The organism is Pseudomonas syringae pv. coryli str. NCPPB 4273, assembly GCF_000972175.1.
Lineage (GTDB): Bacteria > Pseudomonadota > Gammaproteobacteria > Pseudomonadales > Pseudomonadaceae > Aquipseudomonas > Aquipseudomonas syringae.
The window spans coordinates 52,965-76,752 of record NZ_AWQP01000066.1 but is presented as its reverse complement, the minus strand read 5'-3'; the positions used below and the strand labels follow the sequence as shown (position 1 = coordinate 76,752).

Below are 23,788 nucleotides of genomic sequence, written 5' to 3'. Positions count from 1 at the left end.
GACCTCCCTGTTTTGAACCTCAGCCGGGATGCACGTGTACAATGCTGCGCTTTTTTCTGTGAAACAGTGCTGTTCAACGCTCCGGGCCATCCGCCTCGAACGCTGCAATTCTGTTGCGCCACGAGCGCAGCAGGTTCTATTCCGTCACAGAACAAGATCGATCAGGTGGCTATTGAATGAGTGAAACAACCTCACCCTCGGGCGAACTGAAACGTGGCCTGAAGAATCGACACATCCAGTTGATCGCCTTGGGCGGTGCCATCGGGACGGGCCTGTTTCTCGGTTCGGCGGGCGTGCTGAAATCAGCCGGGCCGTCGATGATTCTCGGTTATGCCATCTGTGGCTTCATCGCTTTCATGATTATGCGCCAACTAGGCGAGATGATTGTCGAAGAGCCGGTCGCCGGTTCATTCAGCCACTTCGCCCACAACTACTGGGGCGGTTTCGCCGGGTTCCTGTCGGGCTGGAATTGCTGGCTGCTGTACATCCTGGTCGGCATGTCCGAACTGACCGCCGTCGGCAAATATATTCATTACTGGTTGCCGGACATCCCGGGCTGGGTGTCCGCGGCAGCCTTCTTCGTGCTGATCAATGCCATCAACCTGACCAACGTCAAGGTCTTCGGCGAGACCGAGTTCTGGTTCGCGATCATCAAGGTGGTGGCGATCATCGGCATGATTGCCCTGGGCAGTTACATGCTGGTCAGTGGCAGCGGCGGCCCGCAGGCCTCGGTCAGCAACCTCTGGGAGCATGGCGGGTTCTTTCCCAATGGGGTCAGCGGTTTGGTGATGGCGCTGGCAATCATCATGTTCTCCTTCGGCGGCCTGGAGATGCTCGGTTTCACCGCTGCCGAAGCCGAACAACCGAAGACCGTAATTCCCAAGGCGATCAACCAGGTCATCTACCGCATCCTGATTTTCTACATCGGCGCACTGGTGGTGCTGTTGTCGCTGACGCCCTGGGACAGCCTGCTGGCCAGCCTCAATGCGTCTGGCGATTCCTACAGCGGCAGCCCGTTCGTGCAGGTGTTCTCGATGCTCGGCAGCGACACGGCGGCGCACATCCTCAACTTCGTGGTGCTGACGGCAGCGCTGTCGGTGTACAACAGCGGCACCTACTGCAACAGCCGCATGCTGGTGGGCATGGCCGAGCAGGGTGATGCGCCCAAGGCGCTGGCCCAGGTCGACAAACGCGGGGTGCCGGTCAAGGCGATCTTTGCTTCTGCCGCCGTGACACTGGTCGCGGTGCTGCTCAACTATTTCGTGCCGCAGCAGGCGCTGGAACTGTTGATGTCGCTGGTGGTGGCCACGCTGGTGATCAACTGGGCGATGATCAGCTACTCGCACCTGAAATTCCGTCAGCATATGAACCGCACCGCCCAAGTGCCGCTGTTCAAGGCGCTGTGGTATCCGTATGGCAACTATGTCTGCCTGGCCTTTGTGGTGTTTATCCTCGGCATTATGCTGATGATCCCCGGCATCCGTATATCGGTCTATGCGATACCGGTGTGGCTGGCGGTGATGTGGGTCTGTTACCGGGCCAAGAACAGGCGTAGCGTTGTCGTGTCTGCCCAGTCTGGCAAGTAGCCTTGCCCGTTTCCGAGAAGAAGAGACCCCGATGCTGGTGATTTCCAACAACGTTCATCTGCCGGACGCCGAGATCGAGTTGACCGCTATCCGTGCCCAGGGCGCGGGTGGGCAGAACGTCAACAAGGTCTCCAGCGCCGTGCATTTGCGTTTCGACATCAACGCCTCGTCGCTGCCGCCGTTCTACAAGGAACGGCTGCTGGCGTTGAGTGACAGCCGGATTACCAGCGACGGCGTGATCGTGCTCAAGGCTCAGCAGTATCGGACCCAGGAGCAGAACCGTGCCGATGCCTTGCTGCGCCTGAGTGAGCTGATCGTCAACGCGGCCAAGGTCGAAAAGAAACGCCGCCCGACCCGCCCGACCCTAGGCTCCAAGACCCGACGCCTGGAGTCCAAGAGCAAACGCGGCTCGATCAAGGCCGGACGCGGGAAAGTGGATTTCTGAGCGTACGTTGAGATCATCGCTCCCCACGCTCCAGCGTGGGAATAATGACCTGCGGAGCGTCGCACGATAGTTGAGATTATCGTTCCTCACGCCACAGCGTGGGAATGCCTTGGGTGACGCTCTGCGTCACAGATCTGCGCCGCACCGCACACTCAAGATCGGACGCAGAGCGTCCAGAACGGCGTTACCACGCTGGAGCGTGGGAACGATAGGGAGCAGGCGTCACGGGCGCAGCACCTGCGCCTGCTTGTACAGATAAACGCTCAACGCCAGCCCAGTGAGCGACGCGAGTGCCGCGAACAGGAAGATCGAGACGAAGCCGAAGCCGGCGGCAATGGCGCCTGCCAGTGGGCCGGTGATGCCCAGTGACAGGTCGATGAACAGCGAGTAGGCGCCGACTGCCGCGCCTCGGCTTGACGCCGGGACCAGATTGACCGCTTCCACGCCCAGCGCCGGGAACACCAGCGAAAAGCCGAAACCGGTCAGCGCCGCGCCAGCCAGTGCCAGGTCCGGAGTGGGCGCAAGCCACAGCAGCAAGAGCCCCAGGCTTTCCACGGACATACAGACAATCGCCACTCGAAAGCCGCCCAGGCGATTGATCAGACTGCCGAACAGCAGACGCGCGGCGATGAAGCTGCCACCAAACAGCGTCAGGCACAGTGCAGCGCTCGGCCAGTGGTTGCTGGCGTAATACAGGGTGATGAACGTCGCGATAGTCCCGAAGCCGATACCGCCCAACGCCAGGCCCATGCCATGCGGAAACACTCGTCCCAGCACATGCATGAACGGCAGTCGCTCACCCTGCACGATCGGCGCGGGCTCTTTGTGCCACGTCAGGTAGAGCCCCAGCGCGCACAGCAGCATGATGCTCACACCCACTGTCCACAGGCCGAGTTCGTCGACCATCCACACACCCAGTGGCGCACCGATGGCCAGCGCGCCGTAGCTGGCGATGCCATTCCAGGAAATGACCTTGGCGGTGTTCTGCGCGCCGACCCGGCCGATGCCCCAGCCAATCGATCCAGAACCGACCAGGCTTTCCGCGGCACCGAGGATCACCCGGCCAATCAGCAGAATCACCAGGCTCGCCATCGGCCAGCTGTCCAGCCACACCGGCACCAGCATGAACACACCGCTCAGCCCGCAACCGGTCAGCCCGATCTGCACAGCTTTCTTGCTGCCCAGATTGTCGATGATGCGACTCGACCAGGGCCGACTGATCAGCGTGGCCAGGTATTGCACGCTGATGACCAGCCCGGCGATGACTGCACCGAAGCCCAGATCACTGTGGACATAGCCGGGCAGAACGGCGAGGGGAATGCCGATGTTCAGGTAGCCGATAAAGGTGAACATCACGATGGACACGACGGTCAGGGTAACGGCCATCGGGGTTTGTGGTGTGTTTTGCTGTGTCTCGGACATGGGGCGGGCTTTCGTTCTTTTGCGGGCATGGCATTCGAGCGGGCGGGGAAAAAACCCTTAGCAAGCTCTCGAAGTGCTTATCATACCGATGCATCGGGCGATGCAGGTGCAACAGATTGAAATAAACCTGAATGGAGGGGGCTATTTGTCTCTTGGTGCCACAAGGTGTGTGGTCACAAGAGCGGCCAAGGCGTTTTCCTGAGTACCGAAACGGGCGAGCAGGGCGCTCTGTTTTTCCGGGCTGAGGCGTGACCAGATCTCGATCATTTTCTCGGCGGTGCCAATCAGGGCGCTGGCTTGGGTTTCAGTGAAGTCGCTCATAAAAATCTGCTGTTTGCCTGTTGCTGGTTTTCCAGGCGTATTGAAAACCGGCAAAACCGTTTTTCGATACGCCTGAAAACAATCGCCTTCAGTCTTTGCGTCCGGCTTTCTGGCTGTCTTGAGCCGAGGGTGCTGCTTTCATTGCGACAGGTTGACCAAGCTCTTGCTGAGCCAGAGTCGACTGTTGTGGTTCCTGTTGGCCTGGTGGGAAGTTAGGGATTTCATGCATCGTCGTCGCTCCTCGCAAGGGGTTGCAGATAGAACCGTGCTTTAAAAAAGCCTGCGCAGGATAACCCACTGAAAATGACAATCAGGATATTTTTTTAACCTGATTGCCCTGGTGGTGAAACAAAATGGCTTTTTCACTGTCCGGCTTTTCGCCTCGCGAGGCGCTGAGCAGCTTGATTTCATTGGGCCGGACCGCATGAGCAGGGTCCGCGGCCCGTTGATCATTTTATTTTCGGCCTTCTGCACCCTTGGCCACCTCATCCGTGCGCGCGGCCATGATGAAGTCGTTGCGGTGCAGGCCCTTGATCGAGTGGCTCCACCAGGTCACGGTCACCTTGCCCCACTCGGTCAACAGGCCCGGGTGATGGCCTTCCGCTTCGGCAATTTCGCCCACCGCGTTGGTGAACGCTATCGCCCATTTGAAATTCTTGAACAGAAACACTTTTTCCAGCTGCATCACCGCGTCGCGGACCTCGATGTTCCAGTCCGGGATCTGCTTGAGCAGTTCCGGCAATTCGGCTTCGCTGACCTGCGGCGCATCGGCACGGCAGGCTTCACAGTGAGCTTGATTCAAGGTGGTCATAAGCAGAGTGTCCTTTTCGGAGAGCGGGCCGAGTGTCAGGCGGCGTGGCTTTTGGTTTTTAGGTGGAAACCTGGGAGCGTGCAAGCCCAACTGCATGCCTTGCCCGACCAGCGCCATGATGTCTTGCTGCGCCAGGTCGAACAGACGCTTCAGATCCGGCAGGACAAAGTACAGCGGTTGCAGAATGTCGATGCGATAAGGCGTGCGCATCGCTTCAAGCGGATCGAAAGGCTGGTGTTCGGGGGCTGACGACAAGCTGTACAACGCTTCCTTCGGTGAAGAAAGGATGCCGCCGCCATAGATTTTCCGCCCTTGCGGTGTATCGACCAGACCAAACTCGATGGTCATCCAGTACAGCCGGGCCAGGTACACGCGTTGTTCCTTGCTCGCGCTCAGGCCGAGTTTGCCGTAGGTGTGGGTAAATTCGGCAAACCACGGATTGGTCAGCAGCGGGCAGTGGCCAAATATTTCATGAAAGATGTCCGGTTCCTGCAGGTAGTCCAGTTCTTCTGCGCTACGGATGAACGTCGCCACCGGAAAACGCTTGCTGGCCAGCAGTTCAAAAAATGTCTGGAAGGGGATCAGCGCGGGCACTCGCTCGACCTGCCAGCCCGTGGTCGCGCCCAGAACCTTGTTGATTTCGCCTAGCTGAGGAATGCGATCGAGTGGCAGGCCCAGTTGCTCGATGCCGTCCAGATACTCCTGACAGGCACGTCCTTCGACGATCTCCATCTGCCGGGTAATCAGGGTGTTCCATACCGCATGTTCGTCTGCCGTGTAATCGATGAAGCCCGAAGCGTCCGGCTCGCGTGCCACGTAAAGCGTCTGGGCCATGCTGATGTCCTCGAAAGGCTGCTGTTTTTTGAGTGTTCTTGTAAAAGCCTGGGTTCAGGAATAACCCGGTTTCGAGGGCGCGTCAGCGGGTGTGGGCAGGGCTGCGCGCGGGTTTGAGTACTGGTTCGTAACGAAAAGTTTACGCATGCGATGGATGAAGCCTGAAATCAAGCATCCTGCCCCTCGCGAAGCGTGCATGCGTAACGTATTGTTGACATTAATTTTCCCGCTTCATAAAAAACATACCCCGACAGAGACGATGACTCATGCGCATCAAGGTGCACTGCCAGAACCGCATCGGCATTCTTCGCGACATTCTCGATCTGCTGGTGGCTTACGGCGTCAACGTGGCGCGCGGTGAAGTGGGGGGCGAGCACGGTGACGCGATCTATCTGCATTGCCCGAACCTGATCAACCTGCAGTTCCAGGCCCTGCGCCCGAAGTTCGAGGCGATCACCGGGGTGTTCGGCGTCAAACGTGTCGGGCTGATGCCCAGCGAGCGCCGGCACATGGAGCTCAATGCCTTGCTCGGCGCGCTGGAGTTCCCGGTGTTGTCCATCGACATGGGGGGGGCGATCGTTGCGGCCAATCGTGCCGCTGCGCAGTTGCTGGGCGTGCGGGTCGATGAAGTGCCGGGCATGCCCTTGTCGCGTTACGCCGAAGATTTCGACCTGCCTGAGCTGGTGCGCGCCAGCCAGTCGCGGATCAATGGCCTGCGGGTCAAGGTATGCGGCGATGTGTTTCTTGCCGACATCGCGCCCCTGCAATCGGAACATGACGACAGCGAGGCCATGGCCGGAGCCGTGTTGACGCTGCACCGTGCTGATCGGGTCGGCGAGCGCATCTACCATGTGCGCAAACAGGAGTTGCGTGGCTTCGACAGCATTTTTCAAAGCTCGAAGGTCATGGCTGCCGTGGTTCGCGAGGCGCGGCGCATGGCGCCCCTCGATGCGCCGTTGCTGATCGAGGGTGAAACCGGCACTGGCAAGGAATTGCTGGCCCGCGCCTGTCACCTGGCCAGTCCGCGCGGCCAGTCACCGCTGATGGCGCTCAACTGTGCCGGGTTGTCGGAGTCCATGGCCGAGATCGAGCTGTTCGGTTATGACCCCGGTGCGTTCGAAGGCGCGCGCGCGGAAGGGCGGCTGGGGCTGTTGGAACTGACCGCGGGCGGCACGCTGTTTCTCGATGGTGTAGGTGAGCTGAGCGCGCGAATGCAGGCCAAGCTGCTGCGTTTCATTCAGGACGGCAGCTTTCGCCGGGTCGGCAGCGACGAGGACATGTTTCTCGATGTGCGGGTGATGTGTTCGACTCAGGTCGATCTCTCGGAGCTGTGCGCCAAGGGCCTGTTCAGGCAGGACCTTTATCATCGCCTTAACGTGCTGTCGCTGCATATACCGCCACTGCGCGACTGTCTGGACGGTCTTGAGCCTCTGGTGGAGCATTTTCTCGATCAGGCCAGCCGGCAGATCGGCTGTCCGCTGCCCGGCATATCGCCTGCAGCCATCAAGCGTCTGAGTCAGTACCACTGGCCCGGCAATGTGCGGCAACTGGAAAACGTATTGTTTCAGGCCGTATCGCTGTGTGATGGCGGCAAGGTGCAGGCCGAGCATATCCGTTTGCCGGATTACGGCGTGCGACAAGGATTGAGTGAAGTGTCGCTGGAGGGCGGGCTGGGCGCTATTATCGGGCGCTTTGAAAAGTCGGTGCTGGAACAACTGTATGCGCAATATCCCAGCAGTCGCCAATTAGGTAAACGCCTGGGGGTGTCTCATACAACGATTGCCAACAAGTTGCGCGACTATGAATTGGGGCGCGAATCAGATCCGCATTCATTCGATAAATAACTCGCTCATTGATAGTCCTGTCAGCCACTTCGTGCATGCGCCTCGCACCTTAATATAGCGGCGAGGCGTCGTGCACAGGTTGCAACGGCAAGAAGCCTCAACCGTTGCTGCAGCCGTTGCCCATCACCTGATAGCCCATGGTGTGGCGCGCGCCTTGCGAATCTTCATACACCATGCGCGCCGGGACCACTGCGCAGACGTTAGGGATCTGGCTGATGGAAATAACCCGGGCGATATCCAGATGAGTGCCGTAGGTATATTGCTCGACACGCGCCTGTTGCGCAGCCACTTTGGTCTGCGATTCTTCGGCCATGGCGAAACTGCTGATACCGCACAGGGCCAATGCCACTAATAAAGCTTTCATTGTCGTTTACCTTTTTCAAAGTGAGCGCCGTCGCATCACGTTTTTGACGTCATGGGCTAGGGCGGTCTGATACGTTTTTCGAGTTGGAACAACACTGCGTGGGGGCAGTTGATGTCTGCCTTGTTGGCGGATCGAATTCTATGCCTGTTGCGACAGTGCATATATAAAGACTTTGGATAAGCGCTTTTATCAAAATGGTAATAATCTTGAGGGCAGCTGCAAGCTGCAAGCTGCAAGCTTCAAGCTTCAAGCTTCAAGCTTCAAGCTTCAAGCTTCAAGCTTCATGCTTCATGCTTATGGCTTATGGCTTATGGCTTGCAGCTCCGGCCCCGCCCGGTAATACCAACGTCGAATGGCCCCTGCGGGTGGGGCGGGATACAACAGGGGCATAAAACAACAACTATCCACCGAGGTAACCAAGATGAGTGCAGCTTCCCTGTACCCCGTCCGCCCAGAAGTCGCAGCGACTACGCTGACGGATGAAGCGACCTACAAGGCCATGTACCAGCAGTCGGTGGTCAACCCTGATGGTTTCTGGCGTGAACAGGCTCAGCGCCTCGACTGGATCAAACCTTTCACCGTGGTCAAACAGACCTCGTTCGATGATCACCGTGTCGATATCAAATGGTTCGCCGACGGCACGCTGAACGTTGCCTACAACTGCCTGGATCGCCATCTGGAAGAACGCGGCGACAGCATCGCCATCATCTGGGAGGGCGATGACCCTTCCGAGCACCGGGAAATCACCTACCGCGAACTGCACGCCGAAGTGTGCAAGTTCGCCAACGCGCTGCGTGGCCAGGACGTGCACCGTGGCGACGTCGTGACCATCTACATGCCGATGATCCCCGAGGCTGTGGTCGCCATGCTGGCGTGCGCGCGGATCGGTGCGATTCACTCGGTGGTGTTCGGCGGCTTTTCGCCCGAAGCGCTGGCCGGCCGGATCATCGATTGCAGTTCCAAAGTGGTCATCACCGCTGACGAAGGTCTGCGTGGCGGCAAGAAGACGGCGCTCAAGGCCAACGTCGACCGCGCCCTGACCAACCCGGAAACCAGCAGCGTGCAGAAGGTCATCGTCTGCAAGCGCACCGGGGGCGAGATCGAATGGAACCGTCACCGTGACATCTGGTACCACTCGCTTCTGGAGGTGGCGTCCAGCACCTGCGCGCCGAAAGAGATGGGCGCCGAAGAGTCGCTGTTCATTCTCTACACCTCGGGCTCGACCGGCAAACCCAAGGGCGTGTTGCACACCACCGCAGGTTACCTTCTGTATGCCGCGCTGACCCACGAACGCGTGTTCGACTACAAACCAGGTGAAGTCTACTGGTGCACCGCCGACGTCGGCTGGGTCACCGGGCACAGTTATATCGTCTACGGCCCTCTGGCCAATGGTGCGACTACGCTGCTGTTCGAAGGCGTGCCGAACTATCCGGACATCACCCGCGTGTCGAAAATCATCGACAAGCACAAGGTCAATATCCTCTACACCGCGCCGACCGCGATTCGCGCCATGATGGCTGAAGGCACCAAGTCCGTTGAAGGTGCTGACGGTTCCAGTCTGCGCCTGCTGGGTTCAGTGGGCGAGCCGATCAACCCGGAAGCCTGGGCCTGGTACTACAACACGGTCGGCAAGCAGAACTGCCCGATTGTCGATACCTGGTGGCAGACCGAAACCGGCGGCATCCTGATCAGCCCGTTGCCGGGCGCGACCGCCCTGAAGCCGGGGTCGGCGACACGTCCGTTCTTCGGTGTGATTCCGGCGCTGGTGGACAACCTGGGTAACCTCATCGAGGGCGCTGCCGAGGGCAATCTGGTGATCCTCGATTCGTGGCCAGGCCAGTCACGCTCGCTGTACGGCGATCACGACCGCTTCGTCGACACCTACTTCAAGACTTTCCGCGGCATGTACTTCACCGGTGACGGTGCCCGTCGTGACGAGGACGGTTATTTCTGGATCACCGGGCGTGTGGACGACGTGCTCAACGTTTCCGGCCACCGCATGGGCACGGCTGAAATCGAAAGTGCGATGGTTGCGCACCCGAAAGTCGCCGAGGCTGCTGTGGTCGGTGTGCCGCATGACCTGAAAGGGCAGGGCATTTACGTTTATGTGACCCTCAACGGCGGTGAAGAACCGAGCGACGCGCTGCGCACCGAATTGCGCAACTGGGTGCGCAAGGAGATCGGTCCGATTGCCTCGCCTGACTTCATTCAGTGGGCGCCCGGTCTGCCGAAGACCCGTTCGGGCAAGATCATGCGCCGTATCCTGCGCAAGATTGCGACTGCCGAGTACGATGCGCTGGGTGATATCTCCACCCTGGCCGACCCGGGCGTGGTGCAGCATCTGATCGACACGCACAAGGCCATGAACGCTGTCTGAGCGATCCTGTGACTGAAGCGCCCCGTTCGGTGAGAGCCGAACGGGGCGCCTTCGTTTTCGGCGTCTGGTACGGGAAAAGGGATATATATCGGGTTGTTACCGGTTTACACGGCGTTGTCGCGCAGTGCTTCGTTGTGGGACATGTCTGGGGTTTCTGTGTAGGAAAGTACGACGCAGCAAGGCTTTTAAATCGCCATGTGGCACGCTGGGCTTGCCGGATTAAAAGGGTTTGCCAATAATGGGCGCGCTTTTTGCTGTTATAACGGGTTAAGCCTCCACTGCTGGATCAGCAGAAACAGGCCCCGTCAATACCGTGTAGTGGGTTTTCAAGCGCTTCTGTAACTAGTTGTCGCATTGAAGAAATATCGACTTCGAGCCTGTCGTTAAAATGCCCCTCATTCGCCGAAGGGCTGTGAGCCGCCAGCGCGGTGTCACGTATCCGGCGTCGCTTTTCCCCGAGATTGTCCTTTCGCACATTGGGCGCTTGCTCACTTTGCCACTTGTCGTGCTTTACCGATGGAGTCCCTGGAAATGAAAAAGCTCATGCTTATTGGCGCGATGGCGTTGTCCGTGCTCGCCCAGCCGATCTTTGCTGATGAAAAACCACTGAAAATCGGTATCGAAGCGGCTTACCCTCCGTTCGCGTCCAAGGCCCCGGATGGCAGTATCGTCGGCTTTGACTACGACATCGGCAATGCGCTGTGTGAAGAAATGAAGGTCAAGTGCACCTGGGTCGAGCAGGAATTCGACGGCCTTATCCCGGCGCTGAAAGTGCGCAAGATCGACGCGATCCTGTCGTCGATGTCCATCACTGACGACCGCAAGAAGTCCGTGGATTTCACCGGCAAGTATTACAATTCCCCGGCGCGTCTGGTCATGAAGGACGGCACTACGATCAGCGACAGCCTGGCTGAACTCAAGGGCAAGAAGATCGGCGTGCAGCGTGGCTCGATCCACGAGCGTTTCGCCCGTGAAGTCCTCGCTCCCAAAGGTGTCGAAGTGACGCCGTACGGTTCGCAGAACGAAATCTACCTGGACATCGGTGCAGGTCGCCTGGACGGTACTGTCGCCGACGCCACGCTGTTGCAGGACGGCTTCCTGAAAACCGACGCAGGCAAAGGCTATGCGTTCGTAGGTCCGTCGTTCGTCGATCCGAAATACTTCGGTGACGGCATCGGCATCGGCATTGCCGTGCGCAAGGGCGACAAGGCCAATCTTGACCGTCTCAACGCCGCCATCGCCGCAATCCGTGCCAACGGCAAGTACAAGGCTATCCAGGACAAGTATTTCGATTTCGATATCTACGGCAAATAAGTCGTCGTCCTTACCCTGACCAATGGCGCAAACAGAATTGCCTGGATTGCGCCATTTTTATTCCACGCTTGAGGACCGCACATCATGTTGAAAGGTTACGGAGCTGTCATCCTCGAAGGTGCCTGGCTGACGTTGCAGCTGGCCCTGTCGTCGATGGCTCTGGCGATCGTTCTCGGTCTGATCGGCGTGGCGCTGAGGCTGTCTCCGGTACGCTGGATCGCCTGGCTGGGCGATCTGTACAGCACGGTGGTTCGTGGTATTCCCGATCTGGTCCTGATTCTGCTGATCTTCTACGGCGGCCAGGACCTGCTCAACCGCGTCGCCCCATTGCTGGGGTTTGACGACTACATCGATCTTGATCCGTTGATGGCCGGCATCTGCACGCTGGGCTTCATCTTCGGCGCGTATCTCTCGGAAACCTTTCGCGGCGCGTTCATGGCCATCCCCAAGGGGCAGGCCGAGGCGGGCATGGCGTATGGCCTGAGCAGCGGCAAGGTGTTCTTCCGCATTCTGGTGCCGCAGATGATTCGTCTGGCGATTCCCGGTTTCACCAACAACTGGCTGGTGCTGACCAAGGCCACCGCGCTGATTTCCGTGGTCGGTCTGCAGGACATGATGTTCAAGGCCAAGCAGGCGGCCGATGCCACCCGCGAGCCTTTCACCTTCTTTCTGGCGGTTGCGGCGATGTACCTGGTGATCACCAGCGTGTCGCTGCTCGCCTTGCGTTACCTCGAAAAACGCTACTCGGTAGGCGTGAGGGCGGCTGACCTATGATCTTTGACTACAACGTGATCTGGGACAGCCTGCCGCTTTACTTCGGCGGCCTGCTGACCACCCTGAAGCTGTTGGCGATTTCGCTCGCGTTCGGGCTGCTGGCGGCATTGCCGCTGGGCCTGATGCGGGTCTCGAAAAACCCTTGGGTGAACATGCCTGCCTGGCTGTACACCTACGTGATTCGCGGCACGCCGATGCTGGTGCAACTGTTCCTGATCTATTACGGGCTGGCCCAGTTCGATGCGGTGCGCGAAAGCTTTTTGTGGCCCTGGCTGTCCAGCGCCACCTTCTGTGCCTGCCTGGCGTTCACCATCAACACCAGCGCCTACACGGCGGAGATCATCGCCGGCAGCCTCAAGGCCACACCGGCCGGTGAAATCGAGGCCGCGCGGGCCATGGGCATGTCGAAAGCCAAGATGTACCGGCGCATTCTGCTGCCCTCGGCCTTGCGCCGGGCGCTGCCGCAGTACAGCAACGAGGTCATCATGATGCTGCAGACCACCAGTCTGGCGTCCATCGTGACCCTGATCGACATCACCGGCGCGGCCCGTACGGTCAACGCGCAGTTCTACCTGCCCTTCGAGGCTTACATCACCGCAGGCGTTTTCTACCTGGGCCTGACATTCATTCTGGTGCGGCTGTTCAAGATCGCCGAACGTCGCTGGCTGGGCTACCTCGCCCCACGGAAGGTCTGAAATGCAAAGAACCGATCATGTATTGCCGTGGAGCACCCTCGGCACCGAACGCACGCTGAGCGTCTTTCGCTTCGGCACCGGCGAGCGCAAGGCCTACATCCAGGCCAGCCTGCATGCCGACGAACTGCCCGGCATGCGCACGGCCTGGGAGCTGAAAAAACGCCTGACCGAGCTGGAGCAGCAAGGCCTCCTCAAAGGTGTCGTCGAACTGGTGCCGGTGGCCAATCCGCTGGGCCTGGGGCAGTTGCTGCAAGGCGCGCATCAAGGCCGTTTCGAGTTCGGCAGTGGCAAGAATTTCAACCGTGACTTCACCGAGCTGAGCGAGCCGGTCGCCGAGTTGCTGGAAGGTCAGCTGGGCGATGACCCGCGCGCCAATACCCGGCTGATTCGCCAGGCAATGAGCGCTGCGCTCGAAGGTCTGCCCGCACCGCAGAGCGAATTGCAAGGCATGCAACGCATCCTGCTCAGTCATGCCTGCGTCGCTGATGTGGTGCTCGATCTGCATTGTGATGCCGATGCCGCGCTGCACATGTACGCCTTGCCGCAGCACTGGCCACAATGGCGTTCGCTGTCGGCGCATCTGAATATCCAGGTGGCGCTGCTCGCCGAGGATTCCGGTGGCAGCTCCTTCGATGAAGCCTGCTCGCTGCCTTGGTTGCGCCTTTCGCGGATTCTCCCGCAGGCGCAGATCCCGCTGGCCTGCCTCGCGACCACTCTTGAACTGGGCGGTCAGGCCGATACCGGCAAGCCGCAGGCAATCGCGCACGCCGAGGGCATTCTGGCGTTCCTCGCCGAACAGGGCTTCATCAGCGGCGACTGGCCGCAGCCGGCGCACGAAGCCTGCGAAGGCTTGCCGTTCGAAGGCACCGAATTGCTCTATGCACCGCACCCCGGCGTGGTGACGTTCCTGCGCGCGGCAGGCGACAGGGTCGAGGTGGGCGATCCGCTGTTCGAAGTGATCGACCCGCTGTCCGATCAGGTCAGTACCATTTGCGCGAATACTGCCGGGGTGTTGTTCGCCATCGAGCGGCTTCGTTACGCTCAACCCGGTTTCTGGCTGGCCAAGGTGGCGGGGCGCACGGCGCTGCGTCACGGACGTCTGCTCAGTGATTGACCGTTCTGTGGAAACCCAAAGCATGAACAAACTGGAAGTGCAGGATCTGCACAAGCGCTATGGCAGTCACGAAGTGATCAAGGGCGTGTCCCTGACCGCCAAGGCTGGCGATGTCATCAGCATCATCGGCTCCAGCGGCTCGGGCAAAAGCACCTTTCTGCGCTGCATCAACCTGCTCGAACAGCCCCATGCCGGCAAGATCCTGCTCAACAACGAAGAGTTGAAGCTGGTGCCGAACAAGGAAGGCGGCCTGAAAGCTGCCGACGCCAAGCAGTTGCAGCGTATGCGTTCACGCCTGTCTATGGTGTTCCAGCACTTCAACCTGTGGTCGCACATGACGGCACTGCAGAACATCATCGAAGCGCCGGTCCATGTGCTGGGTGTGTCGAAAAAGGAAGCGCTGGAAAAGGCCGAACACTATCTGGCCAAAGTCGGCGTGTCCCATCGCAAGGACGCTTACCCTGGGCACATGTCCGGCGGTGAGCAGCAGCGTGTGGCGATTGCCCGCGCACTGGCGATGGAGCCCGAGGTCATGCTGTTCGATGAGCCGACCTCGGCGCTGGACCCGGAGCTGGTCGGTGATGTGCTCAAGGTCATGCAAGGGCTGGCTCAGGAAGGCCGCACCATGGTGGTGGTGACTCACGAAATGGGTTTTGCCCGTGAGGTCTCCAATCAGCTGGTTTTCCTGCATCAGGGCGTCGTTCTGGAGCGTGGCGATCCGCGCGAAGTGCTGGCCAATCCGCAGACCGAGCGTTTGCAGCAGTTCCTGTCCGGCAGCCTGAAGTGACGATCGGCAGCGCATGACGATGCCTTTTTATGGCAGAACAGGGCATGCTGCGCGACGCGCGACACGACCTGGATGTTCCAGATCGAGCTGTCTTCCAAGGCTCGGCTTTTGCGGCAATACGTATCGGATCTCCCAATGACTGCCCATCGAATAGGTTTCCTCGTCTGGCCTGGCACCAAAGCCCTGACCCTGGCACTGGCCGAGGAAGCCTTGCGCGTTGCGCAGCGCGTTCATCCTGAAGTGGTCTATGAGCTGTCGTTCCTGCAGGCTGAGGCTGCGGAGCCTTCGGCGCTTGCCGGCGCGTGGCAATTGCCGGGTGAGCCCTGGGCCGGGCGGCTGGAAGGTTTTCAAAAGCTGTTTTTACTCGCTGACGAGCCTCCGGCAGGTGTGGCCCCGGCGCTGGGTAGTGCGCTCAAGCAACTGGTGCGTGCCGGCTGTTCGATTGGCGGGCTGTCAGCGGGCGTCTATCCGCTTGCGCAACTGGGCCTGCTGGATGGCTACCGTGCCGCCGTGCACTGGCGCTGGCAGGACGACTTCGCCGAGCGTTTCCCCAAGGTCATTGCCACCAGCCATTTGTTCGATTGGGATCGGGATCGCCTGACCGCCTGTGGTGGCATGTCGGTGCTCGACCTGCTGCTGGCGGTGCTGTCCCGTGATCATGGCGCCGAATTGGCCGGTGCTGTGTCCGAAGAACTGGTGGTCGAGCGCATTCGTGAAGGCGGCGAGCGTCAGCGCATTCCGCTGCAGAACCGTCTGGGCTCCAGCCATCCCAAGCTGACTCAGGCGGTGCTGCTGATGGAAGCCAACATCGAAGAGCCATTGACCACCGACGAAATCGCCCAGCACGTGTGCGTGTCTCGTCGTCAGCTGGAACGGATCTTCAAGCAGTACCTCAACCGTGTGCCCAGCCAGTATTACCTGGAACTGCGCTTGAACAAGGCGCGCCAGATGCTGATGCAGACCAGCAAGTCGATCATTCAGATCGGCCTTTCGTGCGGTTTTTCCTCGGGGCCGCACTTCTCCAGCGCCTACCGCAATTTCTTCGGTGCCACGCCGCGCGAAGACCGCAATCAGCGACGCAGCAGCAGCCCGTTCGAACTTTCCCCTGTGCCTGCCGAACGCGGTTGATTGCCTAGTCGCGATAGAAGTGCTGCCGCGACAGCTCAGGTCCAGACAGGCCCGCCTCAATCCGTTTAAACTGCGCCTTTGTGACGCAAATTGTCGCATTGCCGAAAACCTAGAAAAAACCCGGTTTTGCGCTGTAACAAGTTGTCGCCTGGCGGCAAGGCCGAACACAAATCAGTCCTTACAATCTTTCCATCGCTCGCCAGTTTCAGGCAGGCGTTCCTCATCAGGAGACTCCGATGTCCGTTGAGCATGCTGCGGTGCAACGCGCCGATTTCGACCAGGTAATGGTCCCCAATTACGCCCCGGCCGGGTTCATCCCTGTGCGCGGTGTGGGCTCCCGGGTCTGGGATCAGGCGGGGCGCGAACTGGTGGATTTCTCGGGCGGTATCGCCGTCAACGTATTGGGCCACTGCCACCCGGCGCTGGTCGGTGCCTTGACCGAGCAGGCCAATAACCTCTGGCATGTGTCCAACGTCTTCACCAACGAGCCGACCCTGCGTCTGGCGAAAAAGCTGGTGGATGCGACGTTCGCCGAGCGCGTGTTCTTCTGTAACTCCGGTGCTGAAGCCAACGAAGCCGCCTTCAAGCTGGCACGCCGTGTAGCGCATGACCAGTACGGCCCGGAGAAGTACGAAATCATCGCGGCGCTGAACAGTTTTCATGGCCGTACCCTGTTCACCGTCAGCGTGGGTGGGCAGCCGAAGTACTCCGATGGTTTCGGGCCGAAGATCACCGGCATCAGCCATGTGCCGTACAACGACCTCGACGCCCTAAAGGCTGCTGTTACCGACAAGACCTGTGCCGTGGTGCTGGAGCCGATTCAGGGCGAGGGTGGTGTTCTGCCGGGTCAGCTGGAATACCTGCAAGGTGCGCGCAAATTGTGTGACGAGCACAACGCCCTGCTGGTGTTCGATGAAGTGCAGAGCGGCATGGGCCGCAGCGGTCATCTGTTCGCCTACATGCATTACGGCGTGACCCCGGACATCCTTTCCAGCGCCAAGAGTATCGGCGGCGGTTTCCCGCTGGCGGCCATGTTGACCACTGAAAAGCTCGCCAGGCACTTTGCGGTCGGCGTCCACGGCACCACCTATGGCGGCAACCCGCTGGCCTGCGCGGTCGGTGAGGCTGTCATCGATGTCGTCAATACGCCTGAAGTGCTGGCGGGTGTGCAGCGCAAGCATCAGCAGTTCAAGACTCGTCTGGAAAGCATCGGCCAGCAATACGGCGTGTTCAGCGAAGTGCGCGGTCTGGGCCTGCTGATCGGTTGCGTGTTGTCCGATGCCTGGAAAGGCAAGGCCAAGGACATCTTCAATGCGGCCGAGGCCCAGGACCTGATGATCCTGCAGGCCGGCCCTGACGTGATTCGTTTCGCGCCGAGCCTGGTGATTGAAGACGCAGACATCGAAGAGGGCCTGAACCGCTTCGAACGCGCCATCGCCAAACTGACATCCTGACCCGATGACAGCCTTGCGGCGTCCGCCTGATGGCGGACGCCGTACCTGTTTCCTGCGCCATGCGGCCTGACGCCGCGTGGTGCTTTTACTAGCGCCGGTCGTAAAGGCTGGTCGATCTACAAGGAGTGGCACCATGCTGGTAATGCGCCCTGCGCAAATGGCTGACCTGGCCGAGGTTCAACGCCTCGCTGCCGACAGCCCTATCGGTGTCACGTCCTTGCCCGACGATGCTGGCCGCCTGACCGACAAGATCGGCTCGTCGGAGGCGTCGTTTGCCGCCGAGGTCAGCTTCAACGGCGAAGAAACCTACTTCTTCGTGCTCGAAGACAGCGAAAGCGGCAAGCTGGTGGGCTGCTCGGGCATCGTCGCCTCGGCGGGCTACTCCGAGCCGTTCTACAGTTTTCGCAACGAAACCTTCGTGCATGCTTCCCGCGAACTGAAGATCCATAACAAGATTCACGTGCTGTCGCAGTGTCATGACCTGACCGGCAACAGCCTGTTGACCAGTTTCTACGTGGTCCCGGAGCTGGTCGGCACGGCATGGTCGGAGCTCAATTCGCGCGGTCGCCTGCTGTTTGTTGCCAGTCACCCCGAGCGCTTTGCCGATTCGGTGGTGACCGAGATCGTCGGTTACAGCGATGAGCAGGGCGACTCACCGTTCTGGGATGCCATCGGGCGCAACTTCTTCGATATCAATTACGCCGCTGCCGAACGCCTGTGCGGGCTGAAAAGCCGGACCTTCCTCGCCGAGCTGATGCCGCATTACCCGATCTACGTGCCACTGCTGCCCGACGCAGCGCAGGAAGCCATGGGACAGGTACATCCGCGCGCGCAGATCACCTTCGACATCCTGATGCGCGAAGGCTTTGAAACCGATCACTACATCGACATTTTCGACGGTGGACCGACGCTGCACGCGCGGGTGTCCGGGATTCGTTCGATTGCCCAGAGCCGCCTGGTTCCGGTCAAGGTCGAGCCCGGGCAAGGCAGCGATGTCGGCAAGGGCGGGCGTCTGTATCTGATCGCCAATGGCCTGTTGCAGGACTACCGCGCGGTGCTGCTGGAACTGGACTGGGCGCCCGGCAGGCCGGTGGTGCTTAGCCTCCAGGCTGCCGATGCCCTGGGTGTTGGTGAAGGTGCCAGTGTGCGGATTGTCGCGGTCTGAACCGGACGTTCGATAGCTGATTAGCGAGTTTCAAGGCTCTTGATGAGCCGCTGAGGAGATAACATGATCGTTCGTCCTGTACGCAGCAGCGACCTGCCCGCGTTGATCGAGCTGGCGCGTAGCACCGGCGCCGGTCTGACGACTCTGCCCGCCAATGAGCAGCGTCTGGCGCACCGGGTAGGCTGGGCTGAAAAGACCTTTCGCGGCGAAGCCGAGCGCGGCGATGCCGATTACCTGTTCGTGCTGGAAGATGACGACGGCCGGGTGGTGGGCATTTCCGCCATCGCCGGGGCGGTCGGTCTGCGCGAGCCCTGGTACAACTACCGGGTCGGTTTGACCGTCAGCGCTTCACAGGAGCTGAACATCTACCGGGAAATTCCAACCCTGTTCCTGGCCAACGACCTGACCGGCAATTCCGAGCTGTGCTCGCTGTTCCTGCACAGTGATTCGCGTAACGGCCTCAACGGCCGCCTGCTGTCCAAGGCGCGCATGCTGTTTATCGCCGAATTCCCCAGGCTGTTCGGCAATAAGATCATTGCCGAAATGCGCGGCATGTCCGATGAGCAGGGCCGTTCGCCGTTCTGGGAAAGTCTGGGGCGGCATTTCTTCAAGATGGAATTCAGCCAGGCCGATTACCTGACCGGCGTGGGCAACAAGGCATTCATCGCCGAACTGATGCCCAAGTTTCCGTTGTACAGCTGCTTTCTTTCCGAAGATGCACGCAACGTGATCGGTCGGGTGCATGCCGACACCGAGCCTGCGCTGACCATGCTCAAGAGCGAAGGCTTTTCGTATCAGGGTTATGTCGACATCTTCGATGCCGGCCCGGCCATCGAGTGCGAGACCGGCAAGATTCGCGCAATCAAGGACAGCCAGGCGCTGGTGCTGGCCATCGGCACGCCAGGTGACGACGCTCCACAGTTCCTCATCTACAACCGCAAGCGTGAAGACTGCCGCGTCACGGTAGGCGCTGCGCGTTTTGCCGCCGGTACGCTGGTCGTCGCTCCGCAAACCGCCAAGCGGCTGCGCATGAGTGCGGGCGACAATGTGCGCGCGGTGCCCTTGTCTGCGGCGCGGGAGGGCGTTCGATGAATAGCCTTTACATCGCAGGCGCGTGGCAGGACGGGCAGGGTGAGGTAGTCAATTCGCTGAACCCGGTGACCCAGCAAGTGCTGTGGTCCGGGCGTGGGGCGAGCGCCGTGCAGGTCGAGCAAGCGGTGCAGACGGCGCGACAGGCATTTCCCGCCTGGGCGCTGCTGTCTCTGGATCAGCGCATCGCGGTACTGGAGGCCTTCGCTGCACGGCTCAAACATCACGCCGACGCGCTGGCGCAGTGCATCGGTGAAGAGACCGGCAAACCGTTGTGGGAATCAGCGACCGAAGTGACCAGCATGGTCAACAAGATTGCCATCTCGGTGCAGAGCTATCGCGAACGAACCGGCGAAAAGAGCGGGCCACTGGGCGACGCCACTGCGGTACTGCGCCACAAGCCGCACGGCGTGGTCGCCGTGTTCGGGCCGTACAACTTTCCCGGGCATCTGCCCAACGGCCATATCGTCCCGGCCTTGCTGGCGGGCAATGTGGTGCTGTTCAAGCCCAGCGAACTGACACCGAAAGTCGCTGAACTGACCGTCAAGTGCTGGATCGAAGCCGGGCTGCCTGCCGGGGTCCTGAACCTGCTGCAGGGCGGTCGCGAAACCGGTATCGCGCTGGCGGCCAATCCGGGTATCGACGGCCTGTTCTTCACCGGGTCGAGCCGGACCGGCAATGCGCTGCATCAGCAGTTCGCCGGTCGGCCGGACAAGATCCTTGCGCTGGAAATGGGCGGTAACAACCCGTTGATTGTCGATCAGGTTCAGGACATCGATGCAGCGGTGTACACCATCATTCAGTCGGCTTTCATTTCTGCCGGCCAGCGCTGCACCTGTGCGCGTCGTCTGCTGGTGCCCGAAGGCGACTGGGGTGATGCCTTGCTGGCACGACTGGTTAGCGTCAGCGCTACTATCGAAGCCGGTGCGTTCGATCAACAGCCTGCGCCGTTCATGGGTTCGGTGATTTCGCTGGAGGCTGCACGCGGCTTGCTCGACGCGCAGCGCAATCTGCTCGCCAACGGCGCACTGACCCTGCTGGAAATGCGCCAGCCGCAGCCCGGCTCGGCGCTGCTGACGCCGGGCATTATCGATGTCAGCGCGGTGCCCGATCGACCCGACGAAGAGCTGTTCGGCCCGCTGCTGCAGGTCATCCGCTACGCCGGTTTCGACGCCGCCATCGCCGAAGCCAACGCCACCCGTTATGGCCTGGCGGCAGGTCTGCTGTCTGACTCCGAAGCGCGCTATCAGCAGTTCTGGCTGCACAGCCGTGCCGGGATCGTCAACTGGAACAAGCCGTTGACCGGAGCCGCCAGCAGCGCCCCGTTTGGCGGGGTAGGCGCCTCGGGCAACCATCGCGCCAGCGCCTATTATGCGGCCGATTACTGCGCCTATCCGGTGGCTTCGCTGGAGGCCGGCAGGCTGACCCTGCCTGCGACACTGACCCCCGGTATCAGGCTGAGCTGACAGTGCGCACGATTGCTTATAAAAACAGATCCACGGAGCCTTGCCGATGAAGTCCTGTGAAGTGAATTTTGACGGTCTGGTCGGGCCAACCCACAACTACGGCGGGTTGTCCTACGGTAACGTTGCCTCCCAGAGTAACAGTCAGCAAAGTGCTAACCCGCGTGAGGCGGCGCTGCAAGGCCTGGCAAAAATGAAAGCGCTGATGGACCTGGGTTTTACCCAGGGCGTGCTGGCACCGCAGGAACGTCCTGATGTGTCCGGCCTGCGCCGTCTGGGCTTTACCGGCAGCGATGAGCAGGTGATTGAAAAAGCGGCCCGTCAGGACATGCCGTTGCTGGTCGCCAGTTGCTCGGCTTCCAGCATGTGGGTGGCCAACGCGGCTACGGTCAGCCCCAGTGCCGACACTGCTGATGGGCGCGTGCATTTCACGGCCGCCAACCTCAACTGCAAATACCACCGCAGCATCGAGCATCCGACCACCACCCGCGTGCTTGGCGCGATGTTCGCGGATGCAAAGCATTTCGCTCATCACCCTGCGTTGCCGGCTGTCGCGCAGTTTGGCGACGAAGGCGCGGCCAACCACACCCGTTTCTGTCGTGATTACGGCGAGGCCGGTGTCGAGTTCTTCGTGTTTGGCCGCAGTGCCTTCGACACGCGCTACCCGGCGCCGCAGAAGTACCCGGCCCGTCAGACCCTGGAGGCGTCACGCGCCGTTGCGCGGCTGCACGGCCTGAGCGAGGCCGGCGTGGTCTATAGTCAGCAGAACCCGGCGGTCATTGATCAGGGGGTGTTCCACAACGATGTGATTGCGGTCGGCAACGGTGAGGTGCTGTTCTATCACCAGGACGCGTTCCTGAATACCGAACCGATGCTCGATGAGCTGCGCGACAAACTCAGTCGTGTCGGCGGGCAGTTGCGGGCGATTTGCGTACCGCGTGCCGAGGTCTCGGTTCAGGATGCCGTGCGCTCCTACCTGTTCAATAGCCAGCTGTTGTCGCGGCCCGATGGCTCGATGCTGCTGATAGTGCCGCAGGAATGCCAGGCGAACGCGAGTGTCTGGGCTTACCTGCAACGATTGATCGCCGATGACAGCCCGGTTGCCGAGGTCAAGGTGTTCGACCTCAAGCAAAGCATGCAGAACGGCGGTGGTCCAGCCTGCCTGCGCTTGCGTGTAGCACTCAACGACACCGAGCTGGCGGCGGTGAATCCGGGGGTGATCATGACGGCGCCGTTGTACGAAACGTTGACGCAGTGGGTCGACAGGCACTACCGGGACCGCATGAGTGAAAGCGATCTGGCCGACCCCCGATTGCTCAACGAATGCCGCACGGCATTGGATGAATTGACGCAAATCCTTAAACTGGGCGCGGTTTATCCGTTTCAACTGAATTGAAGCATCCTGCGCGTCGGGCCACTGTCCGGCGCACTATTTCCTTTATAGAGAGCATTTTTATATGAGCGACGCCCTGCAACTGATCCTTGAAGACGCTGATGGCACCCAGCTGGAAACGTCCTGCACCCGCGTTGCCGTCATCTGGCAGGGCAAGGAATTGTGGATTCAGCAGGATGGCCGTGGCCAGTTGCTGATCGGCGTTGACGTCGAAGAAGACGATGCCGAATACGCCAACCTGTTGCTGCGTCCGCTGGCGACCAACCTGGTCAGCCTGCAACTGGAAATGGAACCGGCCGACATGGGCGTCGAGGAAGACGGTCACGTTCACGGTCCTGACTGCAACCACTAAGGAAGCGCGCCATGCTCGCCCTCGGCAAACTGCTTGAACTGACCCTGGCTGGACGTGAGCCGGCGGAGAAGACTCAACTGACCGTCGAAGGCGTGCGCATGCGCTGGATGGGCGAGGGCGCACTGGAAGTCCGCCCGCCGGAGGCTCGTGACAACGGCACTGACCTGCTGCTGTCTGCCGGTATCCACGGCAACGAGACTGCGCCCATCGAGCTGCTGGATGAATTGATCCGCAGCATTGCGCGCGGCGACCTGAAACCGCGCGCACGTATTCTGTTCCTGTTCGGCAATCCCGACGCAATGCGACGCGGGGCGCGTTTTGTCGAGCAGGATGTCAATCGGCTGTTCAACGGCCGTCATCTGCAAAGCGGTGGCGCCGAGGCCTTGCGGGCCTGCGAGCTGGAACGACTGGCCGCCAGCTTTTTCAGTCTGCCGGAGCGTTATCGGCTGCATTACGATCTGCACACCGCCATCCGTGGTTCGGCCATCGAGCAGTTCGCGCTGTACCCGTGGAAGGAAGGACGTCAGCATTCCCGGCTCGAGCTTGCCAGGCTACGAGCGGCGGGCATGAGTGCGGTGTTGCTGCAGAACAAGCCGTCCATTGTGTTCAGCGCCTACACCTACGATCAATTGGGGGCCGAGGCTTTCACTCTGGAACTGGGCAAGGCGCGGCCGTTCGGGCAGAACCAGCAGGTCAATCTTGGGTCACTGCGCGTGTGTCTCGAGCAGCTCATCGAGGGCGCCGAGCCCGAGTGGGATGACGATCTTCAAGGGTTGCAACTGTTCAGCGTGGCGCGGGAAGTGATCAAGCGCACCGATGCGTTCACGTTCAACCTGGCCGATGACGTCGAGAACTTCTCCCCGCTGGAAAAGGGCTACGTGCTGGCCGAAGACGCGGGTGGTTCACGCTGGGTAGTGGAAGAGGAGGGCGCGAGGATCATCTTCCCCAACCCCAAGGTCAAAAACGGCCTGCGGGCGGGGATTCTGATCGTACCTACTGATGCGGACAGCCTCGGCTGATCGCTCGGCACCCTCAGGACCTGACGCAGAGCGTCCA

The 23,788-nt window shown here is 60.4% G+C and carries 21 protein-coding genes and 1 pseudogene; 17 read left to right on the top strand and 5 right to left on the bottom strand.

The features are described from left to right. The first annotated feature begins 176 nt into the window (after positions 1-176). A complete protein-coding gene (locus tag P406_RS23290; protein WP_004412828.1) occupies positions 177-1,586 on the top strand; it encodes an amino acid permease in 1,410 nt (469 codons plus the stop codon). Between the two features lie 31 nt (positions 1,587-1,617). Continuing rightward, positions 1,618-2,031, top strand: a complete 414-nt coding sequence (gene arfB / locus P406_RS23285) for an alternative ribosome rescue aminoacyl-tRNA hydrolase ArfB (RefSeq protein ID WP_003314723.1) — start codon at positions 1,618-1,620, stop codon at positions 2,029-2,031. Between the two features lie 222 nt (positions 2,032-2,253). On the opposite strand, the gene P406_RS23280 is transcribed toward arfB, so the two are convergent. The 4 genes and pseudogenes from P406_RS23280 to phhA all read right to left on the bottom strand — a co-directional run. Further along, positions 2,254-3,453 carry an MFS transporter gene (locus P406_RS23280; RefSeq protein WP_046237493.1) on the bottom strand — a complete coding sequence of 400 codons (1,200 nt, stop codon included), beginning with the start codon at positions 3,451-3,453 and terminating at the stop codon, positions 2,254-2,256. A 141-nt stretch (positions 3,454-3,594) separates the two neighbouring features. After that, the gene (locus tag P406_RS23275; protein WP_003314725.1) at positions 3,595-3,774 is read right to left on the bottom strand and encodes a hypothetical protein; all 180 of its coding nucleotides are present in this window, start codon (positions 3,772-3,774) and stop codon (positions 3,595-3,597) included. A 454-nt stretch (positions 3,775-4,228) separates the two neighbouring features. Then, the gene (locus P406_RS26890; RefSeq protein ID WP_046269823.1) at positions 4,229-4,585 is read right to left on the bottom strand and encodes a 4a-hydroxytetrahydrobiopterin dehydratase; all 357 of its coding nucleotides are present in this window, start codon (positions 4,583-4,585) and stop codon (positions 4,229-4,231) included. A 57-nt stretch (positions 4,586-4,642) separates the two neighbouring features. Further along, positions 4,643-5,419, bottom strand: a pseudogene (phhA, locus tag P406_RS23270) (phenylalanine 4-monooxygenase); the annotation flags it as partial. A 266-nt stretch (positions 5,420-5,685) separates the two neighbouring features. Between phhA and P406_RS23265 the strand changes: the two are divergent. Further along, entirely contained in the window at positions 5,686-7,263 is a 1,578-nt protein-coding gene (locus P406_RS23265) for a sigma-54-dependent phenylalanine hydroxylase transcriptional regulator PhhR (protein ID WP_046237492.1), read from the top strand. A gap of 97 nt (positions 7,264-7,360) precedes the next feature. On the opposite strand, the gene P406_RS23260 is transcribed toward P406_RS23265, so the two are convergent. Further along, positions 7,361-7,627 carry a DUF2790 domain-containing protein gene (locus tag P406_RS23260; protein ID WP_003342597.1) on the bottom strand — a complete coding sequence of 89 codons (267 nt, stop codon included), beginning with the start codon at positions 7,625-7,627 and terminating at the stop codon, positions 7,361-7,363. Between the two features lie 421 nt (positions 7,628-8,048). Between P406_RS23260 and acs the strand changes: the two genes are divergently transcribed. From acs to astE, 14 genes are all read left to right on the top strand, one after another. Beyond that, on the top strand, positions 8,049-10,004 hold the full coding sequence (gene acs / locus P406_RS23255; RefSeq protein ID WP_046237491.1) for an acetate--CoA ligase: 1,956 nt from the start codon (positions 8,049-8,051) through the stop codon (positions 10,002-10,004). Between the two features lie 531 nt (positions 10,005-10,535). Further along, entirely contained in the window at positions 10,536-11,318 is a 783-nt protein-coding gene (gene aotJ / locus P406_RS23250) for an L-arginine-binding protein AotJ (protein WP_046237490.1), read from the top strand. 84 nt (positions 11,319-11,402) lie between these two features. Then, positions 11,403-12,092 (top strand): ABC transporter permease, encoded by a 690-nt coding sequence (locus tag P406_RS23245; protein ID WP_003314732.1) that lies wholly within the window; start codon positions 11,403-11,405, stop codon positions 12,090-12,092. Then, on the top strand, positions 12,089-12,787 hold the full coding sequence (locus tag P406_RS23240) for an ABC transporter permease (protein WP_003314733.1): 699 nt from the start codon (positions 12,089-12,091) through the stop codon (positions 12,785-12,787). Before P406_RS23245 ends, P406_RS23240 begins: the two co-directional genes overlap by 4 nt. A 1-nt stretch (position 12,788) precedes the next feature. Continuing rightward, a complete protein-coding gene (locus tag P406_RS23235) occupies positions 12,789-13,901 on the top strand; it encodes a succinylglutamate desuccinylase/aspartoacylase family protein (protein WP_046237489.1) in 1,113 nt (370 codons plus the stop codon). 22 nt (positions 13,902-13,923) lie between these two features. Then, positions 13,924-14,688 carry an ABC transporter ATP-binding protein gene (locus P406_RS23230; RefSeq protein ID WP_004412815.1) on the top strand — a complete coding sequence of 255 codons (765 nt, stop codon included), beginning with the start codon at positions 13,924-13,926 and terminating at the stop codon, positions 14,686-14,688. A 135-nt stretch (positions 14,689-14,823) separates the two neighbouring features. After that, a complete protein-coding gene (argR, locus tag P406_RS23225; RefSeq protein WP_032699250.1) occupies positions 14,824-15,816 on the top strand; it encodes a transcriptional regulator ArgR in 993 nt (330 codons plus the stop codon). 236 nt (positions 15,817-16,052) lie between these two features. Then, the gene (locus P406_RS23220; protein ID WP_046237488.1) at positions 16,053-17,270 is read left to right on the top strand and encodes an aspartate aminotransferase family protein; all 1,218 of its coding nucleotides are present in this window, start codon (positions 16,053-16,055) and stop codon (positions 17,268-17,270) included. A gap of 133 nt (positions 17,271-17,403) precedes the next feature. After that, on the top strand, positions 17,404-18,435 hold the full coding sequence (gene aruF / locus P406_RS23215; RefSeq protein WP_003424821.1) for an arginine/ornithine succinyltransferase subunit alpha: 1,032 nt from the start codon (positions 17,404-17,406) through the stop codon (positions 18,433-18,435). 63 nt (positions 18,436-18,498) lie between these two features. Continuing rightward, on the top strand, positions 18,499-19,527 hold the full coding sequence (gene astA, locus P406_RS23210; RefSeq protein WP_046237487.1) for an arginine N-succinyltransferase: 1,029 nt from the start codon (positions 18,499-18,501) through the stop codon (positions 19,525-19,527). Then, positions 19,524-20,990, top strand: a complete 1,467-nt coding sequence (astD, locus tag P406_RS23205) for a succinylglutamate-semialdehyde dehydrogenase (RefSeq protein ID WP_046237486.1) — start codon at positions 19,524-19,526, stop codon at positions 20,988-20,990. The genes astA and astD overlap by 4 nt, the downstream gene beginning before the upstream one ends. Before the next feature lie 46 nt (positions 20,991-21,036). After that, entirely contained in the window at positions 21,037-22,383 is a 1,347-nt protein-coding gene (gene astB / locus P406_RS23200; protein ID WP_046237485.1) for an N-succinylarginine dihydrolase, read from the top strand. A gap of 61 nt (positions 22,384-22,444) precedes the next feature. Further along, positions 22,445-22,732: a hypothetical protein gene (locus tag P406_RS23195; RefSeq protein WP_032699247.1), complete on the top strand. Its 288-nt coding sequence runs from the start codon at positions 22,445-22,447 to the stop codon at positions 22,730-22,732. Positions 22,733-22,743: 11 nt separating this feature from the next. Continuing rightward, entirely contained in the window at positions 22,744-23,751 is a 1,008-nt protein-coding gene (gene astE, locus P406_RS23190; RefSeq protein ID WP_046237484.1) for a succinylglutamate desuccinylase, read from the top strand. Positions 23,752-23,788 lie beyond the last annotated feature (37 nt).

Coding starts and splice junctions, on each gene's coding strand:
- P406_RS23290 (WP_004412828.1), top strand. CDS start 177: ATGAGTGAAACAACCTCACCCTCGGGCGAACTGAAACGTGGCCTGAAG.
- arfB (WP_003314723.1), top strand. CDS start 1,618: ATGCTGGTGATTTCCAACAACGTTCATCTGCCGGACGCCGAGATCGAG.
- P406_RS23280 (WP_046237493.1), bottom strand. CDS start 3,453: ATGTCCGAGACACAGCAAAACACACCACAAACCCCGATGGCCGTTACC.
- P406_RS23275 (WP_003314725.1), bottom strand. CDS start 3,774: ATGAGCGACTTCACTGAAACCCAAGCCAGCGCCCTGATTGGCACCGCC.
- P406_RS26890 (WP_046269823.1), bottom strand. CDS start 4,585: ATGACCACCTTGAATCAAGCTCACTGTGAAGCCTGCCGTGCCGATGCG.
- P406_RS23265 (WP_046237492.1), top strand. CDS start 5,686: ATGCGCATCAAGGTGCACTGCCAGAACCGCATCGGCATTCTTCGCGAC.
- P406_RS23260 (WP_003342597.1), bottom strand. CDS start 7,627: ATGAAAGCTTTATTAGTGGCATTGGCCCTGTGCGGTATCAGCAGTTTC.
- acs (WP_046237491.1), top strand. CDS start 8,049: ATGAGTGCAGCTTCCCTGTACCCCGTCCGCCCAGAAGTCGCAGCGACT.
- aotJ (WP_046237490.1), top strand. CDS start 10,536: ATGAAAAAGCTCATGCTTATTGGCGCGATGGCGTTGTCCGTGCTCGCC.
- P406_RS23245 (WP_003314732.1), top strand. CDS start 11,403: ATGTTGAAAGGTTACGGAGCTGTCATCCTCGAAGGTGCCTGGCTGACG.
- P406_RS23240 (WP_003314733.1), top strand. CDS start 12,089: ATGATCTTTGACTACAACGTGATCTGGGACAGCCTGCCGCTTTACTTC.
- P406_RS23235 (WP_046237489.1), top strand. CDS start 12,789: ATGCAAAGAACCGATCATGTATTGCCGTGGAGCACCCTCGGCACCGAA.
- P406_RS23230 (WP_004412815.1), top strand. CDS start 13,924: ATGAACAAACTGGAAGTGCAGGATCTGCACAAGCGCTATGGCAGTCAC.
- argR (WP_032699250.1), top strand. CDS start 14,824: ATGACTGCCCATCGAATAGGTTTCCTCGTCTGGCCTGGCACCAAAGCC.
- P406_RS23220 (WP_046237488.1), top strand. CDS start 16,053: ATGTCCGTTGAGCATGCTGCGGTGCAACGCGCCGATTTCGACCAGGTA.
- aruF (WP_003424821.1), top strand. CDS start 17,404: ATGCTGGTAATGCGCCCTGCGCAAATGGCTGACCTGGCCGAGGTTCAA.
- astA (WP_046237487.1), top strand. CDS start 18,499: ATGATCGTTCGTCCTGTACGCAGCAGCGACCTGCCCGCGTTGATCGAG.
- astD (WP_046237486.1), top strand. CDS start 19,524: ATGAATAGCCTTTACATCGCAGGCGCGTGGCAGGACGGGCAGGGTGAG.
- astB (WP_046237485.1), top strand. CDS start 21,037: ATGAAGTCCTGTGAAGTGAATTTTGACGGTCTGGTCGGGCCAACCCAC.
- P406_RS23195 (WP_032699247.1), top strand. CDS start 22,445: ATGAGCGACGCCCTGCAACTGATCCTTGAAGACGCTGATGGCACCCAG.
- astE (WP_046237484.1), top strand. CDS start 22,744: ATGCTCGCCCTCGGCAAACTGCTTGAACTGACCCTGGCTGGACGTGAG.